The 20,139-nt window shown below is 72.7% G+C and carries 13 protein-coding genes; 2 read left to right on the forward strand and 11 right to left on the reverse strand.

The features are described 5' to 3' along the window. Nucleotides 1–77: 77 nt before the first annotated feature. From ACZ434_RS13600 to ACZ434_RS13645, 10 genes are all read right to left on the reverse strand, one after another. Entirely contained in the window at nt 78–1,757 is a 1,680-nt protein-coding gene (locus ACZ434_RS13600; RefSeq protein ID WP_468455100.1) for a carboxylesterase/lipase family protein, read from the reverse strand. Nucleotides 1,758–2,036: 279 nt separating this feature from the next. Next, the gene (locus ACZ434_RS13605; RefSeq protein WP_468455102.1) at nt 2,037–3,332 is read right to left on the reverse strand and encodes a TIGR02679 family protein; all 1,296 of its coding nucleotides are present in this window, start codon (nt 3,330–3,332) and stop codon (nt 2,037–2,039) included. Beyond that, nucleotides 3,329–8,875 (reverse strand): TIGR02680 family protein, encoded by a 5,547-nt coding sequence (locus tag ACZ434_RS13610; protein ID WP_468455104.1) that lies wholly within the window; start codon nt 8,873–8,875, stop codon nt 3,329–3,331. Before ACZ434_RS13610 ends, ACZ434_RS13605 begins: the two co-directional genes overlap by 4 nt. Continuing rightward, the gene (locus tag ACZ434_RS13615; protein WP_468455106.1) at nt 8,875–10,464 is read right to left on the reverse strand and encodes a TIGR02677 family protein; all 1,590 of its coding nucleotides are present in this window, start codon (nt 10,462–10,464) and stop codon (nt 8,875–8,877) included. The genes ACZ434_RS13610 and ACZ434_RS13615 overlap by 1 nt, the downstream gene beginning before the upstream one ends. Before the next feature lie 169 nt (nt 10,465–10,633). Further along, on the reverse strand, nt 10,634–11,173 hold the full coding sequence (locus ACZ434_RS13620) for a GNAT family N-acetyltransferase (protein ID WP_468455109.1): 540 nt from the start codon (nt 11,171–11,173) through the stop codon (nt 10,634–10,636). Nucleotides 11,174–11,293: 120 nt separating this feature from the next. Further along, nucleotides 11,294–12,103 carry a class I SAM-dependent methyltransferase gene (locus ACZ434_RS13625; RefSeq protein WP_468455111.1) on the reverse strand — a complete coding sequence of 270 codons (810 nt, stop codon included), beginning with the start codon at nt 12,101–12,103 and terminating at the stop codon, nt 11,294–11,296. Between the two features lie 83 nt (nt 12,104–12,186). After that, complete coding sequence (locus tag ACZ434_RS13630) at nt 12,187–14,568, reverse strand: beta-xylosidase/alpha-l-arabinosidase (protein ID WP_468455113.1); 2,382 nt, start codon at nt 14,566–14,568, stop codon at nt 12,187–12,189. Then, complete coding sequence (locus tag ACZ434_RS13635; protein WP_468455115.1) at nt 14,565–15,383, reverse strand: carbohydrate ABC transporter permease; 819 nt, start codon at nt 15,381–15,383, stop codon at nt 14,565–14,567. Before ACZ434_RS13635 ends, ACZ434_RS13630 begins: the two co-directional genes overlap by 4 nt. After that, on the reverse strand, nt 15,380–16,336 hold the full coding sequence (locus tag ACZ434_RS13640; RefSeq protein ID WP_468455117.1) for a carbohydrate ABC transporter permease: 957 nt from the start codon (nt 16,334–16,336) through the stop codon (nt 15,380–15,382). Before ACZ434_RS13640 ends, ACZ434_RS13635 begins: the two co-directional genes overlap by 4 nt. A 10-nt stretch (nt 16,337–16,346) precedes the next feature. After that, nucleotides 16,347–17,651 carry an ABC transporter substrate-binding protein gene (locus tag ACZ434_RS13645; RefSeq protein WP_468455119.1) on the reverse strand — a complete coding sequence of 435 codons (1,305 nt, stop codon included), beginning with the start codon at nt 17,649–17,651 and terminating at the stop codon, nt 16,347–16,349. A gap of 138 nt (nt 17,652–17,789) precedes the next feature. On the opposite strand from ACZ434_RS13645, the gene ACZ434_RS13650 reads away from it, so the two are divergent. Beyond that, nucleotides 17,790–18,812, forward strand: a complete 1,023-nt coding sequence (locus ACZ434_RS13650) for a LacI family DNA-binding transcriptional regulator (protein WP_468455121.1) — start codon at nt 17,790–17,792, stop codon at nt 18,810–18,812. A gap of 76 nt (nt 18,813–18,888) precedes the next feature. On the opposite strand, the gene ACZ434_RS13655 is transcribed toward ACZ434_RS13650, so the two are convergent. After that, complete coding sequence (locus tag ACZ434_RS13655; protein WP_468455123.1) at nt 18,889–19,239, reverse strand: deoxyxylulose-5-phosphate synthase; 351 nt, start codon at nt 19,237–19,239, stop codon at nt 18,889–18,891. 142 nt (nt 19,240–19,381) lie between these two features. Here ACZ434_RS13655 and ACZ434_RS13660 point away from each other — a divergent pair, with 142 nt between their 5' ends. After that, entirely contained in the window at nt 19,382–20,119 is a 738-nt protein-coding gene (locus tag ACZ434_RS13660) for a nitroreductase family protein (RefSeq protein ID WP_468455125.1), read from the forward strand. The last annotated feature ends 20 nt before the right edge of the window (nt 20,120–20,139 follow it).

The following is a 20,139-nucleotide window of genomic DNA, read 5'->3' on the forward strand; positions in this document are numbered from 1 at the left end:
GAGGCGGCCAGGACCGGCTCGGCCACCCCGCCGCGTTCTCCCTGTCCCCCGGCGACCGTGGGACCCGATCGGCCGTGTCAGGGCATGCCGTTCCAGAAGTCGAGGTTGTGTTCGCGGCGATAGTCGACGGGCCCGATGCGCCCCGGCGCCAGCGACTGCGTGTACGGCCGGCCGACGGGGCCCGGGCGGTGGGGGTGCCAGGCGGGCAGGCCGGTGCCGCGGGGCGCGCCGGTGCGGGCGAACGCGGCCCAGTACTCGGTCATCGTGGCCGACAGGCGGCGCTGAGCCGGGGTGAACAACGGCTCGGCCGCCTCGTCCTCGAACAGGTAGGGGGTGTCAGCCGCGTGGTAGGCGCCGAAGTCGAACCCGCCCCCGAGCGGCAGGAACATCGGCGCGTTCCGGTCGGCGAACTCGTACGCGTACAGCGGTACATGACATGCCAGCACGTCGTTCTGGGCCTGTGTCCCGCGCGCCCACATGCGATCGGTGATCACGTCGGCCCACGCCAGCCCCGGTGACGGGTAGGCGGTCGTGGGGTACTCGGCCCGCACCCGCTCCGCCGCCGGCTCGCCGAACGCGGTGCGCAGGGCGCGGTCGTAGTCGGCCTCGGTGAACGGTTTGCCCACCGCGTCGTACGACATCCCGACGAACACGCGGTGCTCGTCGCGGGTCGCGCCCGACAGGACGGGAACGCGGTGGAAACGGCCGGCGCGCAGGGCCGTGGGCGGCAGCTCGGGCAGGGTGGCGTTGCCGTGTCCGAACGCCTGGAAGGCGTTCATGATGTGCGGCACCTCGAGGATCCTCTCCACCGGCAGGGCGCGCAGGCAGGCGAGGGTGCGTTCCGGGCGGTCGTCCCGACAGCCGAGGGGCGAGGTCATCTCGGTGGTGATGTCCTCCATCTCCCGGCCCGTCCGCCAGACGTACCACGGGTATCCCGGTACGTCCGGGCCCATCGCGCCGGCCGGCATGTCCATCATGGCCTCACCGCTCGCCATGACGGCCCGGTGGAACAGACCCCGGGACGCGGGGGACGTCAGGTGCCCGGCGATGGCGGACGCGCCGAACGACACCCCGGCCACGGTGACGTTGCCGGGATCACCGCCGAAGGCGCGCGCGTTGTTCCGCACCCAGGTCAGTGCCGCTCGCTGGTCCTGGAGGCCGAAGGTACCGGCCCCTTCCAGGCCGGGCAGGGCGAGGCCGCCGAAGACCCCGAGACGGTAGTTGATCGTGACGACGACCAGTCCCCGCTCGGCCAGGCGGCGTCCGTCGAAGAAGGAGCCGCCGCCCACGGAGCCGTCGCCGTGGATCCATACGAGCACAGGAGCGGGCCGCCGCTGCTCCGAGGCCGGTGGCGTCGTGACGTTCAGGACCAGGCAGTCCTCCTGCGTACTGGAGATCGGCGCGTACGGTGAGGCGACCTGCGGGCACAGCGGGCCCGGCCTGGTCGCGTCCCGGACCCCCTTCCACGGCCGCACCGGGCGGGGCGGGGCCCATCGGTGCTTTCCCTCGGGGGCCCCGGCGTACGGGATGCCCTGGAAGATCCGGTACGCGCCCGACCGGGTGCCGCGCACCAGGCCCGCGTCCGTGCGTACCGTCTCGCCGGTGGCGGCGCCGGCCGGATCCGCGCGCCGGACTCCGGTGGCTGCCGGGCCGAGGGGCGCGGTACAGGCGAGTGGGGCGGACACCAGCGCGGTGAGCACCAGGGCAGAGGCCGCTCGCACGCCGGCCGCCCGGCGGGAGGTTCTGCGGTTCGTCACGGCGGAAGCCTTCCTCGCGGGCGTCGGCCCGGTGCACGACTGCGCCGGGGAGGACCTGATCGGACGCGTCACCGGGCCCGGACAGGTCCGGCCGTGGAGCAGCGTGACGGCCGCCGGCAGGCCCGGCGCCAAGGGCGGGGCCTGCCGCCCGCCTCCGCGCTTCCGGTCGCTCCTCGTCATCACTCGAAAGGTGTCGTCTGAACCATGTGGCGGCGAAGCGCGGCCAGTTCGTCGAGCGCCCTCGGAACGCCATGGACGTATGAGGCAACCTCGTCCGGCCTACCCGAGGTCCTCCAGGAGCAGGTCCAGCGCCGCCTCCTCGTGCAGGGCGACGCCCGAGGCCTCCATGGCGGGCGCCAGTTCCGGGTCCCACGCGGCCTCCACCGGTGGGCCGGTGAGGGGGAGGTGCGGCGTGCCGTGCAGTCGGGTGCGGGTCGCCAGGTGCTCGTAGTCGGGGACGCTCATGCGCCACGGTTCGGCGGCGTAGCGCCGGGTGATGCGGTTGGCGAGGGTGATGCCGAGCCAGTCGAAGTCGCCGTGGTAGGCGAAGGCGCAGCCGGTCGCCGCCAGGGCGTCGAGGAGGGTGAGGACGACCGTCGTCGCGCTGCCCGAGGTGCAGACCAGGGGTGCGGTGCGGGCGGTGTCGGCGGCGGCTTCGACCACGCGGGGGTTCTCGCAGACGTGGATCCGGGTGCCGGGTGGCATCGTCAAGCGGAGTGTGCGCAGGTCGCGCAGGGTCAGGTGGGTTTCCCCGTGGTGGTCGGCGCGGTCGCGCAGGGCCGTCTCCTGCCAGGTGGTGCCGGTGGGGCGCAGACCGTAGGTGAGGACCGTGCTGGAGACCTCGTCCGGGGTGACGGAGGCCGCGCGCCACAGGGCCCGGCGGGCGGGGGCGTCGGTGGGGAGGTCGGTGTCGTGTGCCAGGGCTATGCCGCGCAGGACCAGCCGGGACAGCAGGGTGCCGTCGTCCAGGCCGTGGGCGGAGCCGGTGGTGCGGGTGGCCAGTTCGCCGCGGCCCCAGGAGGCCGGGGCGGGATGCGCTTCGCCGTCCGGGAAGAGGGTGGCCAGGGTGCGGATCGCCTGGGTGACGACCGTGGTCGCGGTGTGCGGGGCCTGGCGGGTGAGGGTGCCGCCGCGGCGCAGGTCCTCCAGCCACCGTGCCGTCCAGGGGCGGGACGACAGGGAGGTGGACTCCAGCTCCGCCCGGGCCGTCGACCAGACGCGGGCTCGTTCGGCCGCCGCCGCGTCGCGGAGCGCCCCGCGGTCCCTCAGGGGCGGGCCCAGTTCCTCCAGGGTCGCGGCCAGGCCCCGGCCGGCCGCGCTGGCCCGCAGGCGGGCGTCCAGGTCGGGAAGGCTGACCGTGGTGGTGGGGGCGGTGACGGGTCTGGCCAGGAGGAGGGAGAGGGCCTCGCGCTCCGCCGCGTCCAGGTGCTGGAGTCTCAGGGTGCCGGTGGGCCGGAGGCCGTTGCGTTCGAGGCGGGTGCGGGCCGCCGTCCAGAGGCGGGTGAGGCCCGGACGGGTGAGGAAGGCGAGGGTCTCGGCGTCCAGGGAGCCCTCGGTGGGTCCGGGGCGGTTCATACCGGCATCAGTCTCCGCTGCCGTCCGTTCCACGTGTAGTGGAGCGTCGCCACGCCCCGGACGTGCGGGTCGCGCAGGCACTCGTAGATGTGCAGGGACGGCACGTCGGGCCAGTTGCCGATCAGGCGTTCGCTGGTGAGGACGAAGTCGAGGTCCAGGTCGACCAGGATGCGGCCGAGACGGGCGTGTGTGGGCTCGTCGACCTTGGCGAACGCGTCGTCGAGGAGGATGAGGCGGGGGGTGTGCGGGGCGGCGTCGGCGAGGCCGGTGAAGTGGGCCGCCGCCGCGGCGAAGAGGACCAGGTAGGAGAGGACCCGCTGTTCGCCCTGGCTCAGGCCCGTACGGCCGGACAGTTTGCGGCGGCTGCCCGGTGCCGCGTCGTTCACCACCCAGGGGGTGAAGGTGAACCAGTCCCGGTAGTTCAGCGCGGTGCGCAGGTGGGCCGCGTATCCGGCGGCCGGGTCGGCGCGGCGGGCGTCCTCGATACGGCGCTGGAGGACTTCGCGGAGCTGCTCGGACTGCTCGCGGGTGCGCAGGCCCGAGGGGCTGCGCAGGAGGTCGACGGCCGCCTTGACGTCGGCCTCCACGCCGTCGGCCAGCTTCCAGTCGAGGGTGACGCCCAGGCCGTGTGACGTGCGGACCGTCGCGAGGGTGGTGTTGAGGGCGGTGACCAGGGCTCCCGCGGCCAGTACCTGTGCGGACAGGTGGTCGCCCAGCTCTCCGGTCAGGAAGCGCTGGAATACCTCGCGCTCGCGTTCCGTCAGACGGTCGCGTGCCTCGGCGGCCTCGGTCGCGATGCGTTCGCCGACCTCGGCGATGTCCCGCGGGCCCTGGTCGTCGACGAGTCGGCACAGCTTGATGCCTTCGTTTTCCTCGATGGTCGCGTCGTAGCCGCCGGAGAGCTGGTCGCGCAGTTCGGTGTGCCGGTTGAGGAGGGCGGTGTCGGAGACGTCGCGGCGTTCGGCGTCCAGGCCGCGGCGCACGGCGTCGGTCAGCAGGCCCAGTGCCGTGATGCGCTCCGGCACGTCATGGTGCACGGGATCCTGTGACTTCAGGACCGCACCCCCGTCCGCGCCGGTGTCGAGGCCCGCTCCCTTCAGTACGCCCGACAGCGCGAGGGCGGTGCGCAGCCTTCTGCCGCAGGCCAGCGCCTCGGTCTCCTGCGCGGCGAGTGCCTCGTGCCGCTTCCGCTCCTCCTCCTCGGCCCGGACGCACAGGTCGTGCACGGCGCTCCGGTCCCTCCGGGCGGGCGGCAGTTGGCGTCCCACCGCGTCCAGGCGGCGTTGGGCGTCGGCTTCCCGCGCGAGGATCTCCTGTTCCGTGGCGCCGAGGGCCTCCTCCAGGGACCGGACGGTACGGCGGGCGGCCTCCAGGCGGCCGAGAGGTTCGGCGTAGTCCGCTTCGGCCTCCCGTCGGGCCGAGGCGGTGCGCTCGTAGTCGGTCCGGCTGTCGCGGTGGTTGTCGGCCGTGGCCAGGACCGCGCGGATGCGCCGCCGAAGGTGCCGTGTGCCCTGTCCGAGGCGGTCGAGGGCCAGGCGGACCGTTTCGAGTGCGGCCGGGTCCGTCGGGAGGTCCTGGGCGTTCGCCGTCGCCATGGTCTCGCGCCGGGCGGCGACCGCGCGGGCACGTGCCCGGTGTGCCTCGCGGGCGGCCGTGGACGCCTGCGAGGCGAGGGACTCGACGGCGCGGTCGGCCTCGGCGGTGCGGGCCCACGCGTCCGTCAGCCCACGGGCCGAGGGCGGTCGGCGCACGGTTCGGTCGACCTGGTCACGGTGGTCGGTCAGGACGCGCAGGGCCTGCCGGCGCTCCTCCAGCTCGCCGTCCACGTCGCTCAGCCTGCGGTCGATGTCCGCGAGGGCGCGGCGGCGGGTCTCCGCGCGCACTTCCGCGCCGACGTACTCGGCGGTCTGCTTGGAGTGGCGGCCTCGGGCGATGCCGAGCCGCCAGGAGCCGTCGGTGCCGATCGCGGCGTGCGGGCCGGTCTCCGTGTCGGCGGCCGGGGCGGCGGCGGTGAGGGGGACTCCGCCGGCGGCGAGGGCCACCGTCTCCAGCAGGCGGTGCACCCGCTCCTCCGTCACGCCGCTGTCCGGTGCCGCGACGGGGCGCAGCACCTGGAGGAGCGTCGGCCCGGGCGCGGGTGTTCCGGGGATCAGGAGGGTGTCCCGTGTGGCCGGGTCGAGGAGCGTGCCGTCGGCGCACACCCATGCGTCGAGCAGGCAGCTCGCCTCCAGCGCGGCTTCCAGCCCGGCCCGCGCGGCCGGTTCCAGGCCGGGGGCGAAGTCGACCAGGCGGTACAGGGGTGCTCCGGTGCCGGGTGCGCGGTCGGCCGTGCGGTGGGGCGGCGGTGAGGGTTCGGGGTCGGTGAGGCGTTCCCATCGCTCGCGCTGCTGCCGGAGATCGTTCCGTTCGGTCTCCCGTGCGCGGGCGGTCAGGGCGAGGGTGTCGCGTTCCTCGGCCAGGTCCGCCAGCCAGGGGTCGACGGCGGATCTGGCGGTGTCGGCCACCTCGTCGGGGGTGTGGGCGGGCAGCGGGCCGTCGGCCGGGTCGTGGGTGAGGGGGGCCAGTACGTCGTCCAGGGGCAGTCCGGTGAGTTCGCGCAGGCGCCCGGCCCACGTCGTGGCCGCATCCGCGTACGCCTCTCCCTCGTGCGCGGTCTCCTGGCGTCGCTGTCCGGTCCGGGTGCGGGCCTGTTCCACTTGTTCCTCAAGGCGCTCCCGGGTGGCGTCGGCCTCGTCCGCCTCCCGGTGGGCCGCGTCCGACCGCTCGATGAGGGCGGCCAGTTCGGTGATGAAGCGGACCCGGTTCCTGATCAGCGGCTGTGCGGCGTCGAGCCGGGTGTCCCAGGCGTGCAGCGCGGTCGCGCAGAGTTCGGTGTCGACCGCCAGTACCTCGCCGTGCCGGACCAGGTGGAAGTCGCCTCCCGGTACGGTCAGTTCGGCCGTGGTGGCGGGTGCGACCGGGGCGACGGGGGTTGCCGTGGGCTCCCCGAGGTGCGCGGGGTCCACTCCGGACCGCTCGGCTTCTCGTACCGACTCGGCGTGTGCGGTGCTCAGTTCCACCAGTTCTTCGCCGAGCCGCCCGGCCTCGGCGGTGAGGCGCCGGCCTGCTTCCTCCTCGTTCAGGTGTGCGTGGCGGACGGCCTTGAAGGCGGCGTCGGCCGCGCTGCGCAGGGCGGTGACGGTGTCGCGTTTCTCTCCGAGTTCCCGCAGGCTGCGGTATGCGGTGCCGGCGTGCAGCGCGGCCAGGTCCGTCGCGGCCGCGGCCGACTCGCTTTCGAGGGTCTCGATGCGGGCGTCGAGTTCCCGCTCGCGCGCGCGGAGTTCCCCCGCCTTGGACACGGCGTCGGCGGCGGACTCGCGGTGCTCCGCGAGCCGTTCCAGCGCACCGCTCGCCTGGTCGGTGCGGCGGCGCAGCGTGCCGTGCAGGTAGCCGCGGTAGGCGGTGAGGAAGGTGCGCAGTGCCTGGTCGGTGCGTTCGAGGCGTCCGAGATAGGCGCGGACGGAGTCGAGGTCGTCCAGGCTGCGGGCCACCTTCTCCACGATCTCGTCGTCGAGGGCGGGCAGGGTCTCGGCGAGGATCTGGACGAGTCCGCCGGAGTCGATGCGGTCGCCGATGGTGGGGCGGCGCAGCCGGTGCAGCAGGTGGAGCAGGTTGCGGTAGCGCGCCGGGTCGGTGAGGCCGAACAGGTCGCGGGCGACCCGGGCCCGGTGCTCGACGGCACGGTCGGTGACGTTCTCCGGGCCGACCAGGGTCTTCAGCCGGTCGACGGGGAGGGGGTGGTCGCCGGGGGCGAGGTCGAGGTCCTCGCCGACGCGCAGGCGTGTGGTGAAGAAGAAGGGCTTCGCCGTCCTGGTCGACTGGGACGCCCGGACGGCGGCGCCGACGGTCAGGCGCTGTTCGTCGCCTTCCTCGTCCGTCCGCGCGAATTCCAGCCAGAGGTAGCCCAGCCGGTTGGTCCGGGTGAAGCCGTCGAGCATCAGCCAGCTCAGGGTGGTGCGGCCGGTTCCCGTGGCGTCCAGGGCGCGGGCGTCGCCGTCGAGGAGGTAGGGCAGCAGCATCTCCAGGGCCTTGGACTTGCCCGCGCCGTTCTTGCCGCGCAGCAGCAGGCGGCCCTCGCCGAAGGTGAACTCCTGGTGGTCGTACTGCCAGACGTTCCGGATGCCCGCGCGGTGCAGTCGGTAGCGGTGCGGGGACGGCGGGCGGTTCATCGGGTCTGCTCCTTGGCGGGGTCGTCCGTCGACGACCGGGTGGTACGTGGTCCGACGGCCACCGTGGTGGCGTAGCGTGCGGCAGCGGCGAGCAGGATCCAGCCGCCGTCGGCGGGGCCCTGGCCGCGTGCACCCGAGACATCGGTGACGGAGCGGCCGTCGGCCGTCGTCCCGTCGTATCCCCCGGGCACGCCGTGGCCGTCCGCGCGGACGGGTCCTGCGGGTGCCATCAGGCGCATCCGGGGCGAGGTGGTCGAGCACGGCGGCGAGGAATCCGTTCCGGTCCTCCAGGTGGCCGCGCTGCCAGGTGCCACGTCCGCCGTACTCCTCGATCAGTTCGTCGAGCAGGCCGGGCAGCAGCCCGTGCGGGACGGGTACGCCGATGACGAGCCGTCCGCCGACCGCCGGATGGCCGGGGTCCTCGGGCCGCAGCCGCTCGACCAGTCGCTCCACGAGGAGCAGCGCGGCCTGGGCGACCGTGCCGGTGCCCGGGAGGTGGAGGTCGGTGAGGTCGTCGTCCGTGTCGATCAGGGCGATGCCCTCGGCGCGGATCTCGGCCTCCAGGCCGAGCAGTTCGGAGAAGGCCTGCGCCTCGCGCCGCTGCCGGGTGCGCAGCCATTCGCGCTCGGCGTCGGTGAGGTCGTCGAGGTGGACGACGGGGGTTTCGACGAGGCGCCGGCGGACGTACGTACGGGGTCCTCCGAAACCGGGGTCGGCGGCCCGGCGGACGAGGTCGGCGCCGTCGCGGCTCTGGGCGAGCGGGCCGGCGACGACGGCTCGCGCGATGTCGCGGTCCACGGTGAGCAGTGCTTCCCCGGCCCGTTCCTCGGCGACGGCCGTCACCTGGCCCTCGGTCTCCACCAGGACGCCCCAGTCGACGAGTTGCCGCAGGGCGGCCGCGAGGGTGCGTCGCTCGGCCTGCCGTCCGGTGTCGGTGATCTCGATCCCGGCGTCGACGGCCGCGGCGCGCAGGTCGGCGACGAGCTGGGAGAGCAGGAGCTGTTCCGGGGCGGTGACGAGGACGGACAGGGCGAGGGCCAGGTAGGCGTACGTCCGTGGGGTGAACGGCGTTCCGGTCGACGGCCGTTCCAGGCGGTGGCCGGAACCCGGGCCGAGTCCCGCCTTGAACAGCCGGGCGTAGGAGGCCTCGACGAGCAGGCGGTAGCCGAACACCTGCTGGAAGCGCTGGGCGAGCCAGTCGGCGTGGCGGCGGATCAGGGGGAACGTGTCGCTGTGCGGTCCGGTACTGGTGACCAGCGGGTGGGCCAGCAGGAGCCGGGCGGCGGTGCGGCGCTCGGCGGCGAGGGCGACGTCGTGGGCGGAGGGCAGGGGCATCAGGCGCTCGCTTCCCGCGCGGAGTGCGCGGACGTGCTCTCGACGGCCACGGTGAGGTCGTCCGCGGTCAGGTCGCCGTCCACGGAGCGCAGGACGGTGGACCGGCCGGGCGTGCGCCACGCGGTCAGCCGGATGCCGAGGTCCGCGTCGTCCGCCTGTGCGCCGTCGAGCAGGAAGCCGCCCGTGTCCTGGTGCAGCCGGGCGTTGCCGAGGGCGGTGGTGAGCAGTTCCAGCAGCAGGCGCATGGCCGGGGCGCCGAGGCGTACCTGGTCGAACCGGCCGGACGCGCTGCGCAGTTCGTCGGCCGCCGATCGGCGGGCCTCGGCCTGCTGCCGGGCCTGCTCCAGGAGGCGGCGTTTCTGTTCGGAGTGGTCCTCGGCCGCCGCCGCGCGTCCGCGCGGTGACCTGCTGCCGCGCTCGCGCAGTGCCACCGGTACGTCCACCACGGGGCCGGTCCACCAGCTCACGTGGGCCGCTACGGGCTGGTCGGGGTCGGGCGCGACTCCCAGGTGCCGTGCGCCGTAGAGGCCGAAGGCGGCGACCGCCACGTCGTGGGCCTCTTCCGGTCCGGCCGCGTCGAACCAGGCCGCGAGCCGCAGCAGGTCCTTGCGGCGGGACATCTCCCCGGAGGCCGAGCGCAGCATCCGTTTGGCGTTGGCGAGCAGTGACTGCAGGGCGCGCAGGGTGGCGTCCCGCAGCTGGTCCACCTGGCTGGAGTGCGCTCCGCCGGTGGTGAACCACTCCTGCATGCCCTCCCAGTCCGCCAGGTCCCGGCCGCGGCTGCGCTGCACTCGCGTCTCGGGCAGTCCGTCGGCGGGTGCTCCGATGCCGGCCGCGTGCGCGTCGATCCGGGCGAGCAGCGCCGGCAGGTGCGGCCGGAGGTCGTCCAGGTGGGCGGCGATGCGCGGGGCCCGGAAGGAGACGTCCTCGGTGATGGCCTCCACGTAGTCGAGCAGCAGCTCCTTGAAGCCCTGGTACTCGGCCGAGTCGAGGTCGTAGCGTGCCAGCACCTGGCCGAGGTAGGCGTAGAAGTCCCGGACGGACTCCGCGAAGCCGGTGAACTGCACGAAGAGTGTGCTGATCCGCTCCAGTGCCTGCTGCGGGTCCGCACCGCCCGGCGCCGCGGCCATGACGGCGAGCTCGCGCAGGCCGCGGTCGACCAGCGCCAGCAGCTCGCTGCTCACCTCGCGGGCCGCGTCCGCCCCGGCCAGCACCTCGTCCGCGTCGCGCTGTACGCGCTCCCCCAGCTTGGACAGCTGGTAGCGGGAGCGGGAGCGCTGGTACTCGGAGATGCTCGTCGCCCTGACGGTGTGGGTGCTGCGCAGCAGGTTGCCCCAGCGCACGAGTTCCTCGAGCCTGCGGGTGAGCGTTTCCGTGTCCATTCCGGCGCCCGGGCCGCCCAGCTCGGCGAGCTTGCCTGCCAGGTCGGGCACGGACAGGTCCGCCAGCAGCGTGCCGCAGAACACGCGCATCACCGCCATGTACTCCAGGCGCTCGGGCGCGCTGAGGTAGGCGTACGCGCTCAGCCGCTGCCAGACCTCCGCGTCCGTTTCCTGCGCCTGCGGTGCGTTTCCCTCTTTCCCCTCCACACCGTCGAGACTACGGACCGCCACTGACAGCGCACAGCGGGGTGGGGGAGGGCCGGTCGATCAGGCACGCCATTCGATCACTTATGGACAATCTCATCCGTTTTGTGCAAGGTCTGGTCGGGCTCGGATTCGTGACGGCGCGCCGCCGCGAAAGCCTCCGCCCGTTCGCTCACGCGGACGGCGTGACCGGGGACCGCAGACCGAGCCACTGCTCGGCGTCCCAGGCGTGGAACCGCTCCACCTCCGTGAACCCCAGTCGTGCCGCGAGGCTCATCGAACGGGCGTTGGCGGTCTGGGTGGCGAGCACCACCGGCTCGCCGGGAAGGGCCCCGGCGAGCCAGTCCAGTGCCGCGGTGCACGCCTCGGCGGCGTACCCGAATCCCCACGCCCGCGGGAGGAACAGGTAGCCGAGATCGACCTTCCCCGCGGCGGCCGGGCGACGGTGCTCCGTCGCTCTGCGGAGCAGGACCTGACCGATCATCGCCCCGTCGAGTTCGACGGCGAAGTTCCCGGGCCACCGCTCGGGCGCCCCGGGCATCTCGCGCTCGAGCTCGTCCCTCGGGCGAGGGCCGCCCAGGTAGGTGTGCACCTCAGGCGACGCCAGCAACTCGATGAACGCCCCTCGGTCCCGGTCCTCGGGCGCACGGAGCACCAGCCTCTCGGTCCTGATCGGTGCGGGCGGCCAGGGGACGGGTCCGAGCTCGGTCATGCCGGCCACCCCATCAGATGGCCGGGCACGCGATCAATACGGCCCACCGCAGCGGCTCTTGTGAAGGCGAACTCCGCAACGCGGAGCGAGTACGACGCGCCGCAGCCGGCAGCAGGCGAGTCAGCGACGCGCGCGGGCGAGCAACGCCGCATGTGGCAACGTCAGCACACCGTCCGCGTCGGCGAAATCAGCACTGAACAGGTCGAAGTGGCGCTTGATGTCGGCGCGGATCCCAGGGGGTTGGCTGTTCACCATCTGCCCGCCGAACGCGACGCCACTCGAAGGGCCGGCCCACCACTCGTCCGCGCTCGCGCGGTGATCCCAGCGCAGGGTCTCGCACCTCGCCTCGCGCAGCCCCGCCGCATCCATCAGCCCCGTCAGCCCGCTCTCGTCACGGGGAAAGTCGTCACCGGGGGCCAATCCGGCGGGCAGATGGGGTGGACGCACCGCACCCGCGGCTTGAATCGCGCGGCCGATCAATGCCTGCCCCGGTGCCGGCGGAGCCGCCCAGATGGTCACCGCGATCCAACCGTCGGGCCTCACGACACGACGGAGCTCGGCCAGGGCCGCCTGGGGCCTGCCGACATGGTTCAGCACGAAGTTCGCCACGACGGCGTCGAACTGACCGTCCGCGAAAGGGAGATCGGGCAGCGTGGCCACGCGCACGTCCGCCGTGGGAGCGGCCCGCACCGCCAACTCGACCATGGTCGGCTCCGCGTCGACGGCCGTCACCGTCGCACCCCGCGCACAGCCGGCGGCGGCGACCGTTCCCGGTCCGGTCCCCACGTCCAGCAGCCGCACTCCGGGTCCCACCTCGGCGGCATCGAGCAGTCGCGGCACCGGGCGGGCGCACAGCTCGGCGAAGCTTCCGGCATAGGCGGCGCCCCGGCCCGCCCACATCCGCCGCTCGCTCTCGTCGAACGTCGTCATCGACACCGGACCCTACTCGACTCCGGCCGGCCCGCACCGCGTGTGCGGTTCGGGCCGGCCGGAGCGGGGCGGGCGGGTCCGGGTCACACCTCCGGGGCCGGCTCCTCGGTGAACGCCGCGTGGAAGCGGCGGGTGTGGTCCACCCGGCGTTCCGGGCCCGTCAGGGTGACCGTCGTCGTCAGGCGGGTGTCGGTGCTCGATGTGGCCAGGCGGAGTTCCAGGTCGCCCGGTTCGACGATCCGGTGGCCGTCGCGGCCGGTGAAGGAGGCCACGTCGGCCGGGACCGTGACGTGGACGCGGCGGGACTCCCCCGGTGCCAGCTCCAGGCGGGTGTAGCCGACGAGGCGCTGCACCGGCTGGACGACGGAGGCGACCGGGTCGTGGAGGTAGAGCTGGACGACCTCGGTGCCGGAGCGGTCGCCGGTGTTGCGGACGGTGAGGGCGAGGGCGAACTCGCCGTCCGTGCCCGCCTCGTGCGCGTCCACGGCGAGGTCGCTCCAGGCGAAACTCGTGTACGTCAGGCCGTGGCCGAAGCCGAACGCCGGGGTCGGGTCGATGTTGGAGACCTCGCTGACCTGGGCGAGGCGTGCGCCGAGGTAGGTGGTCGGCTGGGAGCCGGGGCCGCGTGGCACGCTGACCGGGAGACGGCCGGAGGGGTTGGTACGGCCGCTGAGGACGCCGGCGATGGCGTGGGTGCCGGCGACTCCGGGGAAGAAGGACTGCACGATCGCCGCGGACTCCGCCACCGCGCGGCCGAGCGCGTACGGGCGGCCCGCGAGCAGGACGGTCACCACCGGCGTGCCGGAGTCGAGCAGCGCGTCCAGCAGGTGCTGCTGGGCGCCGGGCAAAGAGAGGGACTCGGCGTCGCAGCCCTCGCCGCTGGTGCCGCGGCCGAACAGGCCGGCGCGGTCGCCGAGGACGGCGATGACGATGTCCGCGTCCCGGGCGGCGGCCACGGCCGCGTCGACGCCGGTGAGGTCCCCGTCGTCGACGCCGGTGCCGCGGGCGACCGTGATGTCGGCGTCGGGGAACTCGGCGGCCAGGGTGTCCCGCAGGGTGGGCAGGTCGATGCCGACCGGGACGTCCGGGTACTGCACGCCGACGTGCTGGGGGAAGGAGTAGCAGCCCAGTACGGCGGTGGCCTCGGCCGCGTTGGGGCCGACCAGGGCGATGCGGCGGGGCCGGGAGAGGGGCAGGGCGCCGTCGTTGGTGAGGAGGACGACGGCCTTCTCGGCGACCTCGCGGGCCAGTTCGCGGTTCTCGGGGCCGTCCAGGTCGATCGTGCCGCGCAGCGCGTCGGGGTCGTCCAGGTCGGCGCCGTCGAGCGCGGGCGGCACCGGGCTCCAGTCCGGGTCGAGCAGGCCGAGCAGCGCCTTCTGGCCGAGGACGCGGCGCAGGGCGCGGTCGATGACCGACTCCGGGACCCGGCCGTCGGCGACGGCCTCGGCGAGCGGTGCGCCGAACGTCTTGACGGTGGGCAGTTCGACGTCGACGCCGGCGTTCAGCGCGGCTCCCGCGGCGCCGGCCCAGTCGCCCGCGACGCCGTGCAGGGTCTTGAGGAAGGCGATGCCGAAGTAGTCGGCGACGACGGTGCCGTCGAAGCCCCAGGTGTCGCGGAGCAGTCCGGTCAGCAGGCTCTCGTCGGCCGCGGCGGGGACGCCGTCGGTGTCCGTGTAGGAGTGCATGACGGAGCGGGCGCCGCCCTCGCGGACGGCCATCTCGAACGGCGGCAGCAGGACGTCGGCGCGTTCGCGGGCGCCCATGGGCGAGGGGGCGAGGTTGCGTCCGGCGCGGGAGGCGGAGTAGCCGACGAAGTGCTTGAGGGTCGCGATGATCCCGGCGGACTCCAGGCCCTGGACGTAGGCGGTGCCGATGGTGCCGACGAGGTAGGGGTCCTCGCCGATGGTCTCCTCCACGCGGCCCCAGCGGGCGTCGCGGACCACGTCGAGGACGGGGGCGAGGCCCTGGTGGATGCCGACGGACCGCATGTCGCGGCCGATGGCGGCGGCCATGCGGCGCACCACGCCGGGGTCGAAGGTGGCGCCCCAGGAGAGCGGGACGGGGTAGGCGGTGGCGCCCCAGGCGGCGAAGCCGGCCAGGCACTCCTCGTGCGCGACGGCGGGAATGCCGAAGCGGCCGGCCGAGGTGATGCGCGACTGGGTGCGCAGCAGGGAGAGCGCGCCGAGCGCCGGGTCGACGGGCGCGGTGCCGAAGGGGCGGGTCAACTGGCCCAGTCCGCTGGGCAGAAGCGCGTCGAGGTCGACGGCTTCCTCCATGTCGTGCTGGTGCGGGGCGACTTCGCCGCCGTTGGCGGACGCGCCGACCCACACGCCGTACAGCTGCGCGATCTTCTCGTCCAGGGTCATCGCGCCGATGAGCGCGTCGACTCTGGCGGTGACGGGGTGGTCGGGGTCGTTCCAGAGGGGGATTTCGGGGGTGGTCTCTACGGCCACGTCGGCAGTCACTTTCCTCCGACGCCCATCAGACCCTGGACCAGGGCGCGACGGGCGAACAGGTAGACGAGCAGGATGGGCACCATGGACAGCACCACGGCTCCCAGCAGACCGGGGATGTCGATGCCGTGTTCGGTCTGGAAGTTGTACAGACCCAGGGTGACGACCTTGGAGGAGTCGGACTGGGTCAGGACGAGCGGGAACAGGAAGCCGTTCCAGGCCTGGAGTGCGGAGAAGACCACGATGGTGGACAGTCCGCCCCTCGACAGCGGCAGGACGAGCTGGAAGAACATCCGCCGCGGGGAGGCGCCGTCCATGGCCATGGCCTCGTACAGCTCCGGGGAGATGTCGCGCATCGCGCCGCTGAGGATCAGCGCGGACATGGGCAGGGCGAAGGCGGCCGTGGGCAGGATGACGCCGAGCAGGTTGTCGTACAGCCCGGCCTCGCTGATCAGGTAGAACATCGGCACGATGACGGCCTGGGCGGGGATGGCGAGTCCGAGCAGGAACAGCCGGAAGATCGCCGAGGTGGTCCTGCCGCGGCTGCGTACGATCGCGTAGGCGAGCGGCGGGACCAGCAGCAGCACGATGCCGATCACGCAGGCGGTGACGACGAGCGTGTTGAAGAAGTACTGGCCGAAGCCCGAGTCGAAGGCCCCGGTGTAGTTGTCCAGGGTGAAGCTGTCCGGGATGGAGACCGGGCCGTTCTCGGCGTAGTCCTGGCGGGTGCGCAGGGTCGCCGCGAGCAGCACGTACAACGGCAGGCCGACGACGAAGAGCCAGACGAGCGAGCCGGCGCCGGCCAGGTAGTGGGGACGGCGCCTCATGACACACCCTCCATGGAGCTGCGCATCTTGTCGTAGCCGGAGACCCGGACGACGATCAGCGAGATGATCGTGGCCGCGACGACGAGGGCCAGGGCGATCGCGGAGCCGGTGCCGTAGTCGAAGCTCTTGAAGGCCTTGTCGTACATGTAGTAGGCGCTGATGGTGGTGTCGGTGCCGGGGCCGCCCTGGGTCAGGATGAGGACGGTCTCGAACGTGGTGAGACCGCCGACGATCATCAGGATCATCGAGGTGATCATGGCGTTGCGCAGCTGCGGCAGGGTGATGTGGAAGAACTGCCGGTAGCGGCCCGCTCCGTCGATCTCCGCGGCCTGGTAGAGCACTTGGGGGATCGCCCGGGCGGCGCCCTGGTAGATCAGGGTGTGGAACGGGGTGAACTGCCAGGTGCTGACGAACGCCAGCACCCCGATGGCGGTGGCCTGTTCGCCGAACAGGTTGCCGTCGCCGAACAGCCAGGCGGCGTCGGCCGGGATGCCGAAGTTCGGGTCGAGCAGCGCCCGCCACAGCACGGAGACGGCCGTCGCGGACAGCAGCAGCGGAATGAAGTAGATGACGGACAGCACGGCCCGGTTGCGCTGGTGGCCGGCGGCCCAGACGCCGAGCACGATGCTCAGCGGCGTCTGGATGACCACGCCGAGCACGGTCAGCAGCAGGGTCAGCCAGATGCTCTTGAGCATCACCGGGTCGTCCATCAGGCGCGACCAGTTGTCCATGCCGACGAACTGGGGCGAGCTGAGACCGTCCCAGCTCATGAACGACAGCACCGCGACCATGATCAGCGGGGTGATCGCGAAGAGGGCGAAGAACACGGCGGCGGGCAGCGCCCAGGCGAAGCCCGGGCGGCCCACCGTCGTTGCGGAGGAGGCGGGCGGCCGCCGCCGGGACCCCTTGCGGGGTCCGGCGGCGGGCCGGACGCTCGTGATCTTTGTGGTCATGAGCCGTTCGTCACTCGGTCGGGAGGGCCTGCATGGCCTTGATGAAGCCGTCCGCGTCGAGCTGTCCGTTGAAGAACTGCTGGATGGCCTTGTGCATGTCCGAGCTCGCCTTCTGCGGGTACGCCTGGTCCCAGGAGAGCTGGAACGAGGGGGCGTCGGCGACCAGGTCGTACTGGAAGCGGGAGTACTCGGGGTTGCCCGCGGTGTCGATGAACTTGTCGGTGTTGGTCGTGGTCGTCAGGTTGCCGACCTCGAGCTGCGCCTTGACGAAGTCGTCGGAGTACATGAGCTTCAGGAACTCGGCGACGGCCTCGGGGTGCTTGGTCTTCTTCAGCACCGAGTAGTAGTTGTTGGTGTTGCCGGCGATGTTGGCCGGGTCGCCCTTGCCGCCCTGGACGGTCGGGAAGGTGGTGTAGCCGAGGTCCTTCTCGGCGAACTCCTTGTGGTCCGTGAGCTGCTGGGAGTAGTACCAGGACCCCATCAGCTCGAAGCCGGCCTTGCCCGAGGCCAGCAGCGCGACCGAGCCGCCGTTGGTGTACTTGACGGAGTCGTAGTTCTTGCCGAAGGCGCCGGCGTCGACCAGCTCCCTGATCATGGTCAGGGCCTTCTTGCTGTCCGCGCTCTCCCAGGCGCTCTTGTCGCCCTCGAGGGCCTTCTGGAGCAGCTCCGGTCCGGCGATGCGGTCGTAGAGGTACTGGAACCACATCTGCGTGGGCCAGACGTCGCCGCCGCCGAGCGCGATCGGCGTGACGCCCTCGTCCTTGAGCTTCTTCACCGCGTCGAGCAGTTCGTCCCAGGTCTTCGGCGGCTGGACGCCCGCCTTGTCGAGGACCGCCTTGTTGTGGAAGAGCAGGACCGGCTGGGTGCCGCGCATCGGGATGCCGTAGGGCTTGCCGTCGACGACGGCGTTGTTGAAGACGGACGGCAGGAACTTGTTCTCCAGGTCCGGGTTCTTCTCGATGAAGTCGTCGAGCGGCAGCAGCAGGTCGGCGCTGACGAACGGCTTGATGCTGCCGCCGCCCCAGTTGAAGAAGACGTCCGGGGCCTGCGGGGTGCTGATGATCGTCTGCAGCTTCTTCTGGTAGTCCGCACCGGGAATGGTGTCGAGGACGACCTTGACGTCGGACGTCTTGTTGAACGTGTCGACGATCTGCTTCTCGACCTTGTTGGTGGCGTCCCCGTAGACCAGGACATGGATCTTGCCGTCGTCCGCCGACGCCCCGCCGTCCCCGCCACCGCAGGCCGAGAGGGTCAGTGCGAGGGTGAGCGTCGCACCGCAGGCGACCAGTCTGGGCAAGCGCGCACGTGTCTTCATCGTTCGCCTTTCGAAAGTTTCGGCCTCATCACCGAAAGTCCATGCCGTGGGACAGTAGGTCAGACGAGACTTTCGGTCAACGGTCGAGTCGGTACTCGCCCAAACCGTTATCGACGGGCGGTGCCGTATCCTGCGGCTATGCACGATGACGACGAGGTGAGCGGCAGAGTCACCCTGGCCACGGTAGCGAAAGAGGCCGGGGTTTCCATGCCGACAGTTTCGAAGGTCCTCAACGGCCGATCGGATGTCTCTCGCGCGACCCGGGCCAAGGTGGAACGGCTGCTGGACGCCCACGGCTACCGCCGCCGCGCCCAGCCGGCGTCCCGCTCCCCGCTCATCGAGATCGTCTTCCACGAGCTGGAGAGCGTGTGGGCGATGGAGCTGATCCGGGGGGTGGAGAACGTCGCCAAGGAGAACCGCGCGACGGTGGCGCTCACCGAGAGCGGCACCCGGCACACCCCCGCGCCGGAGTGGCTGCCGGGCGTGCTGCAACGCAGGCCGCTCGGTGTCGTGCTGGTCTTCTCCGCCCTCCCTGAGGACATCAAACGCCAGCTCAGGGCGGCGGCGATCCCCTTCGTCGTGATCGACCCGGCGGGCGACCCCGACCCCGACGTCCCCTCGGTCGGCTCGGCGAACTGGGCCGGCGGTCTCGCCGCCACCCGCCATCTCACCGACCTCGGCCACCGGCGGGTCGCCATCATCACCGGCCCCGAGGACATGCTCTGCTCACTGGCCCGCCTGGACGGCTACCGCTCGGCCATGGCGATGGCGGGCCTGGAGGCCGACCCGCGCCTGACACGCTTCGGCGACTTCCACGTACAGGGCGGATTCGAGCACGCCATGGAGCTGCTGGACGGCCCCGGCCGTCCGACGGCGGTCTTCGCGGGCAGCGACCTGCAGGCACTCGGCGTCCTGGAGGCGGCCCGCGTCAAGGGCCTGCGGGTACCGGAGGACCTGTCGGTGGTGGGCTACGACGACGTACCGCTGGCCCAGTGGTCGAGCCCGCCCCTGACCACCGTCCACCAGCCGCTGCGCCACATGGCCGAGGAGGCCTCCCGCATGCTGCTCCGCCCGGACGACCCGGGCACGGCCGCGCAGCGGATCGAACTGGCCACACACCTGGTGGTACGGCAGAGCACGGCGCGCCTCGAAGGGGCGTGAGGCGCGGGACCGCCGGCCGGCCTCGCACCGGGGTCCGGGACCCGCGGGCGCGCGCGGGGGTGGCGTCGCGGCCGGGTCAGGTGCGCGTCCTGTCCCACGGCAGGTCGTGGCGGACGAGCGCACCGGCGAAGGGCTCGCCCGTACGCCGGGCGTACGTCATCCGCTCACGGACCTCGCCGAGGGTGCGCGGCCGGTATCCGGGCCCCCGGCAGCAGCCCTGGTGGAAGCGGACTCCCGCGTGGAGGAGGACGGACAGCGTCCGCCAGGCCGCGGTGTCCCGGCGGCGGGGCGCCGCGAAGGCCGACCCCACGTGGATCAGCGGTTCCGCGCAGCGCGGGCAGGCCCGGTGCGGCCGGTCCCGGTCGTACGGCTGCTTGTACGAGGCCCGGCAGGGCAGGCAGACGTAGGAGGTCTTGGCACGGCTCATGCCGGCAGCGTAGGCGCGGGGCCGCCCGGGCCTCGACTCCTTTACGGCGGCGGGGCGTTGGAACGGCCCCTGCCGCAGCCCCCGGATGACGCGGCGTCAACACCCGGTGCCCTCCGGGCGGATGCTCTCTACACTCGCGATCATGCATACTCCAGAGGCTCTGTCAGAACCCCCGGTCGACGGCACCGCCGACCCGGCTCTCTTCGGCACCATGTCCACCACGCGGGCCATGCGGCGCCTGCGGCCCGACCCCGTCCCCGACGAGATCCTCGACCGGCTGATACAGGCGGCCGTCTGGGGGCCCAGCGGCGGCAACATGCAGCGCTACGAGTACGTCGTCGTCACCGACCCCGCGGTCATGGCCGGTCTGGCACCGCTGTGGCAGCGCTGCGTGGACGCCTACCTGGCCACGACCGGGAAGTACGCGCCGGCCGGTATGGACGAGGCCGCCTACGACCGCATGGTCGCCGCCATCGAGTACCAGCGCGACCACTTCGCCGCGACTCCGGCGCTGATCATCCCTTGCTACCGGTTCCCCGAGCCGAGGATCGAGGAGGAGGGGATGCGGCGGTACGCGGAGGCGCTGGGCCCCGACGCGACCGCACGGATGGGGCGGATCCAGGAGCGTTTCTCCGCGCTCGCCGAGGGTTCCTGCGTCTACCCGGGCGTGCAGAACCTGCTGCTGGCCGCGCGAGCCCTGGGACTGGCCGCCAACATCACCATCTGGCACCTGTTCCTGGAGGAGGAGTGGAAGGCGGCCCTCGGCATCCCCGAGGACATGAACACCTTCGCGGCCATCCCGGTGGGGTGGCCGCGCGGCCGGTTCGGTCCGGTGAGCCGCCGCCCGGTGGCAGAGGTCGTGCACCGGAACCGCTGGTAGGTCACGGCTGCCGGGCGGGG

The sequence above is a fragment of the Streptomyces sp. NPDC030893 genome, from assembly GCF_055571535.1.

Bases quoted from the DNA above. Each gene is read 5' to 3' on its own strand.
- ACZ434_RS13660 (WP_468455125.1), top strand. From the start codon at position 19,382: ATGCATACTCCAGAGGCTCTGTCAGAACCCCCGGTCGACGGCACCGCC.
- ACZ434_RS13655 (WP_468455123.1), bottom strand. From the start codon at position 19,239: ATGAGCCGTGCCAAGACCTCCTACGTCTGCCTGCCCTGCCGGGCCTCG.
- ACZ434_RS13610 (WP_468455104.1), bottom strand. From the start codon at position 8,875: ATGCCCCTGCCCTCCGCCCACGACGTCGCCCTCGCCGCCGAGCGCCGC.
- ACZ434_RS13650 (WP_468455121.1), top strand. From the start codon at position 17,790: ATGCACGATGACGACGAGGTGAGCGGCAGAGTCACCCTGGCCACGGTA.
- ACZ434_RS13605 (WP_468455102.1), bottom strand. From the start codon at position 3,332: ATGAACCGCCCCGGACCCACCGAGGGCTCCCTGGACGCCGAGACCCTC.
- ACZ434_RS13635 (WP_468455115.1), bottom strand. From the start codon at position 15,383: ATGAGGCGCCGTCCCCACTACCTGGCCGGCGCCGGCTCGCTCGTCTGG.
- ACZ434_RS13645 (WP_468455119.1), bottom strand. From the start codon at position 17,651: ATGAAGACACGTGCGCGCTTGCCCAGACTGGTCGCCTGCGGTGCGACG.
- ACZ434_RS13620 (WP_468455109.1), bottom strand. From the start codon at position 11,173: ATGACCGAGCTCGGACCCGTCCCCTGGCCGCCCGCACCGATCAGGACC.
- ACZ434_RS13640 (WP_468455117.1), bottom strand. From the start codon at position 16,336: ATGACCACAAAGATCACGAGCGTCCGGCCCGCCGCCGGACCCCGCAAG.
- ACZ434_RS13625 (WP_468455111.1), bottom strand. From the start codon at position 12,103: ATGACGACGTTCGACGAGAGCGAGCGGCGGATGTGGGCGGGCCGGGGC.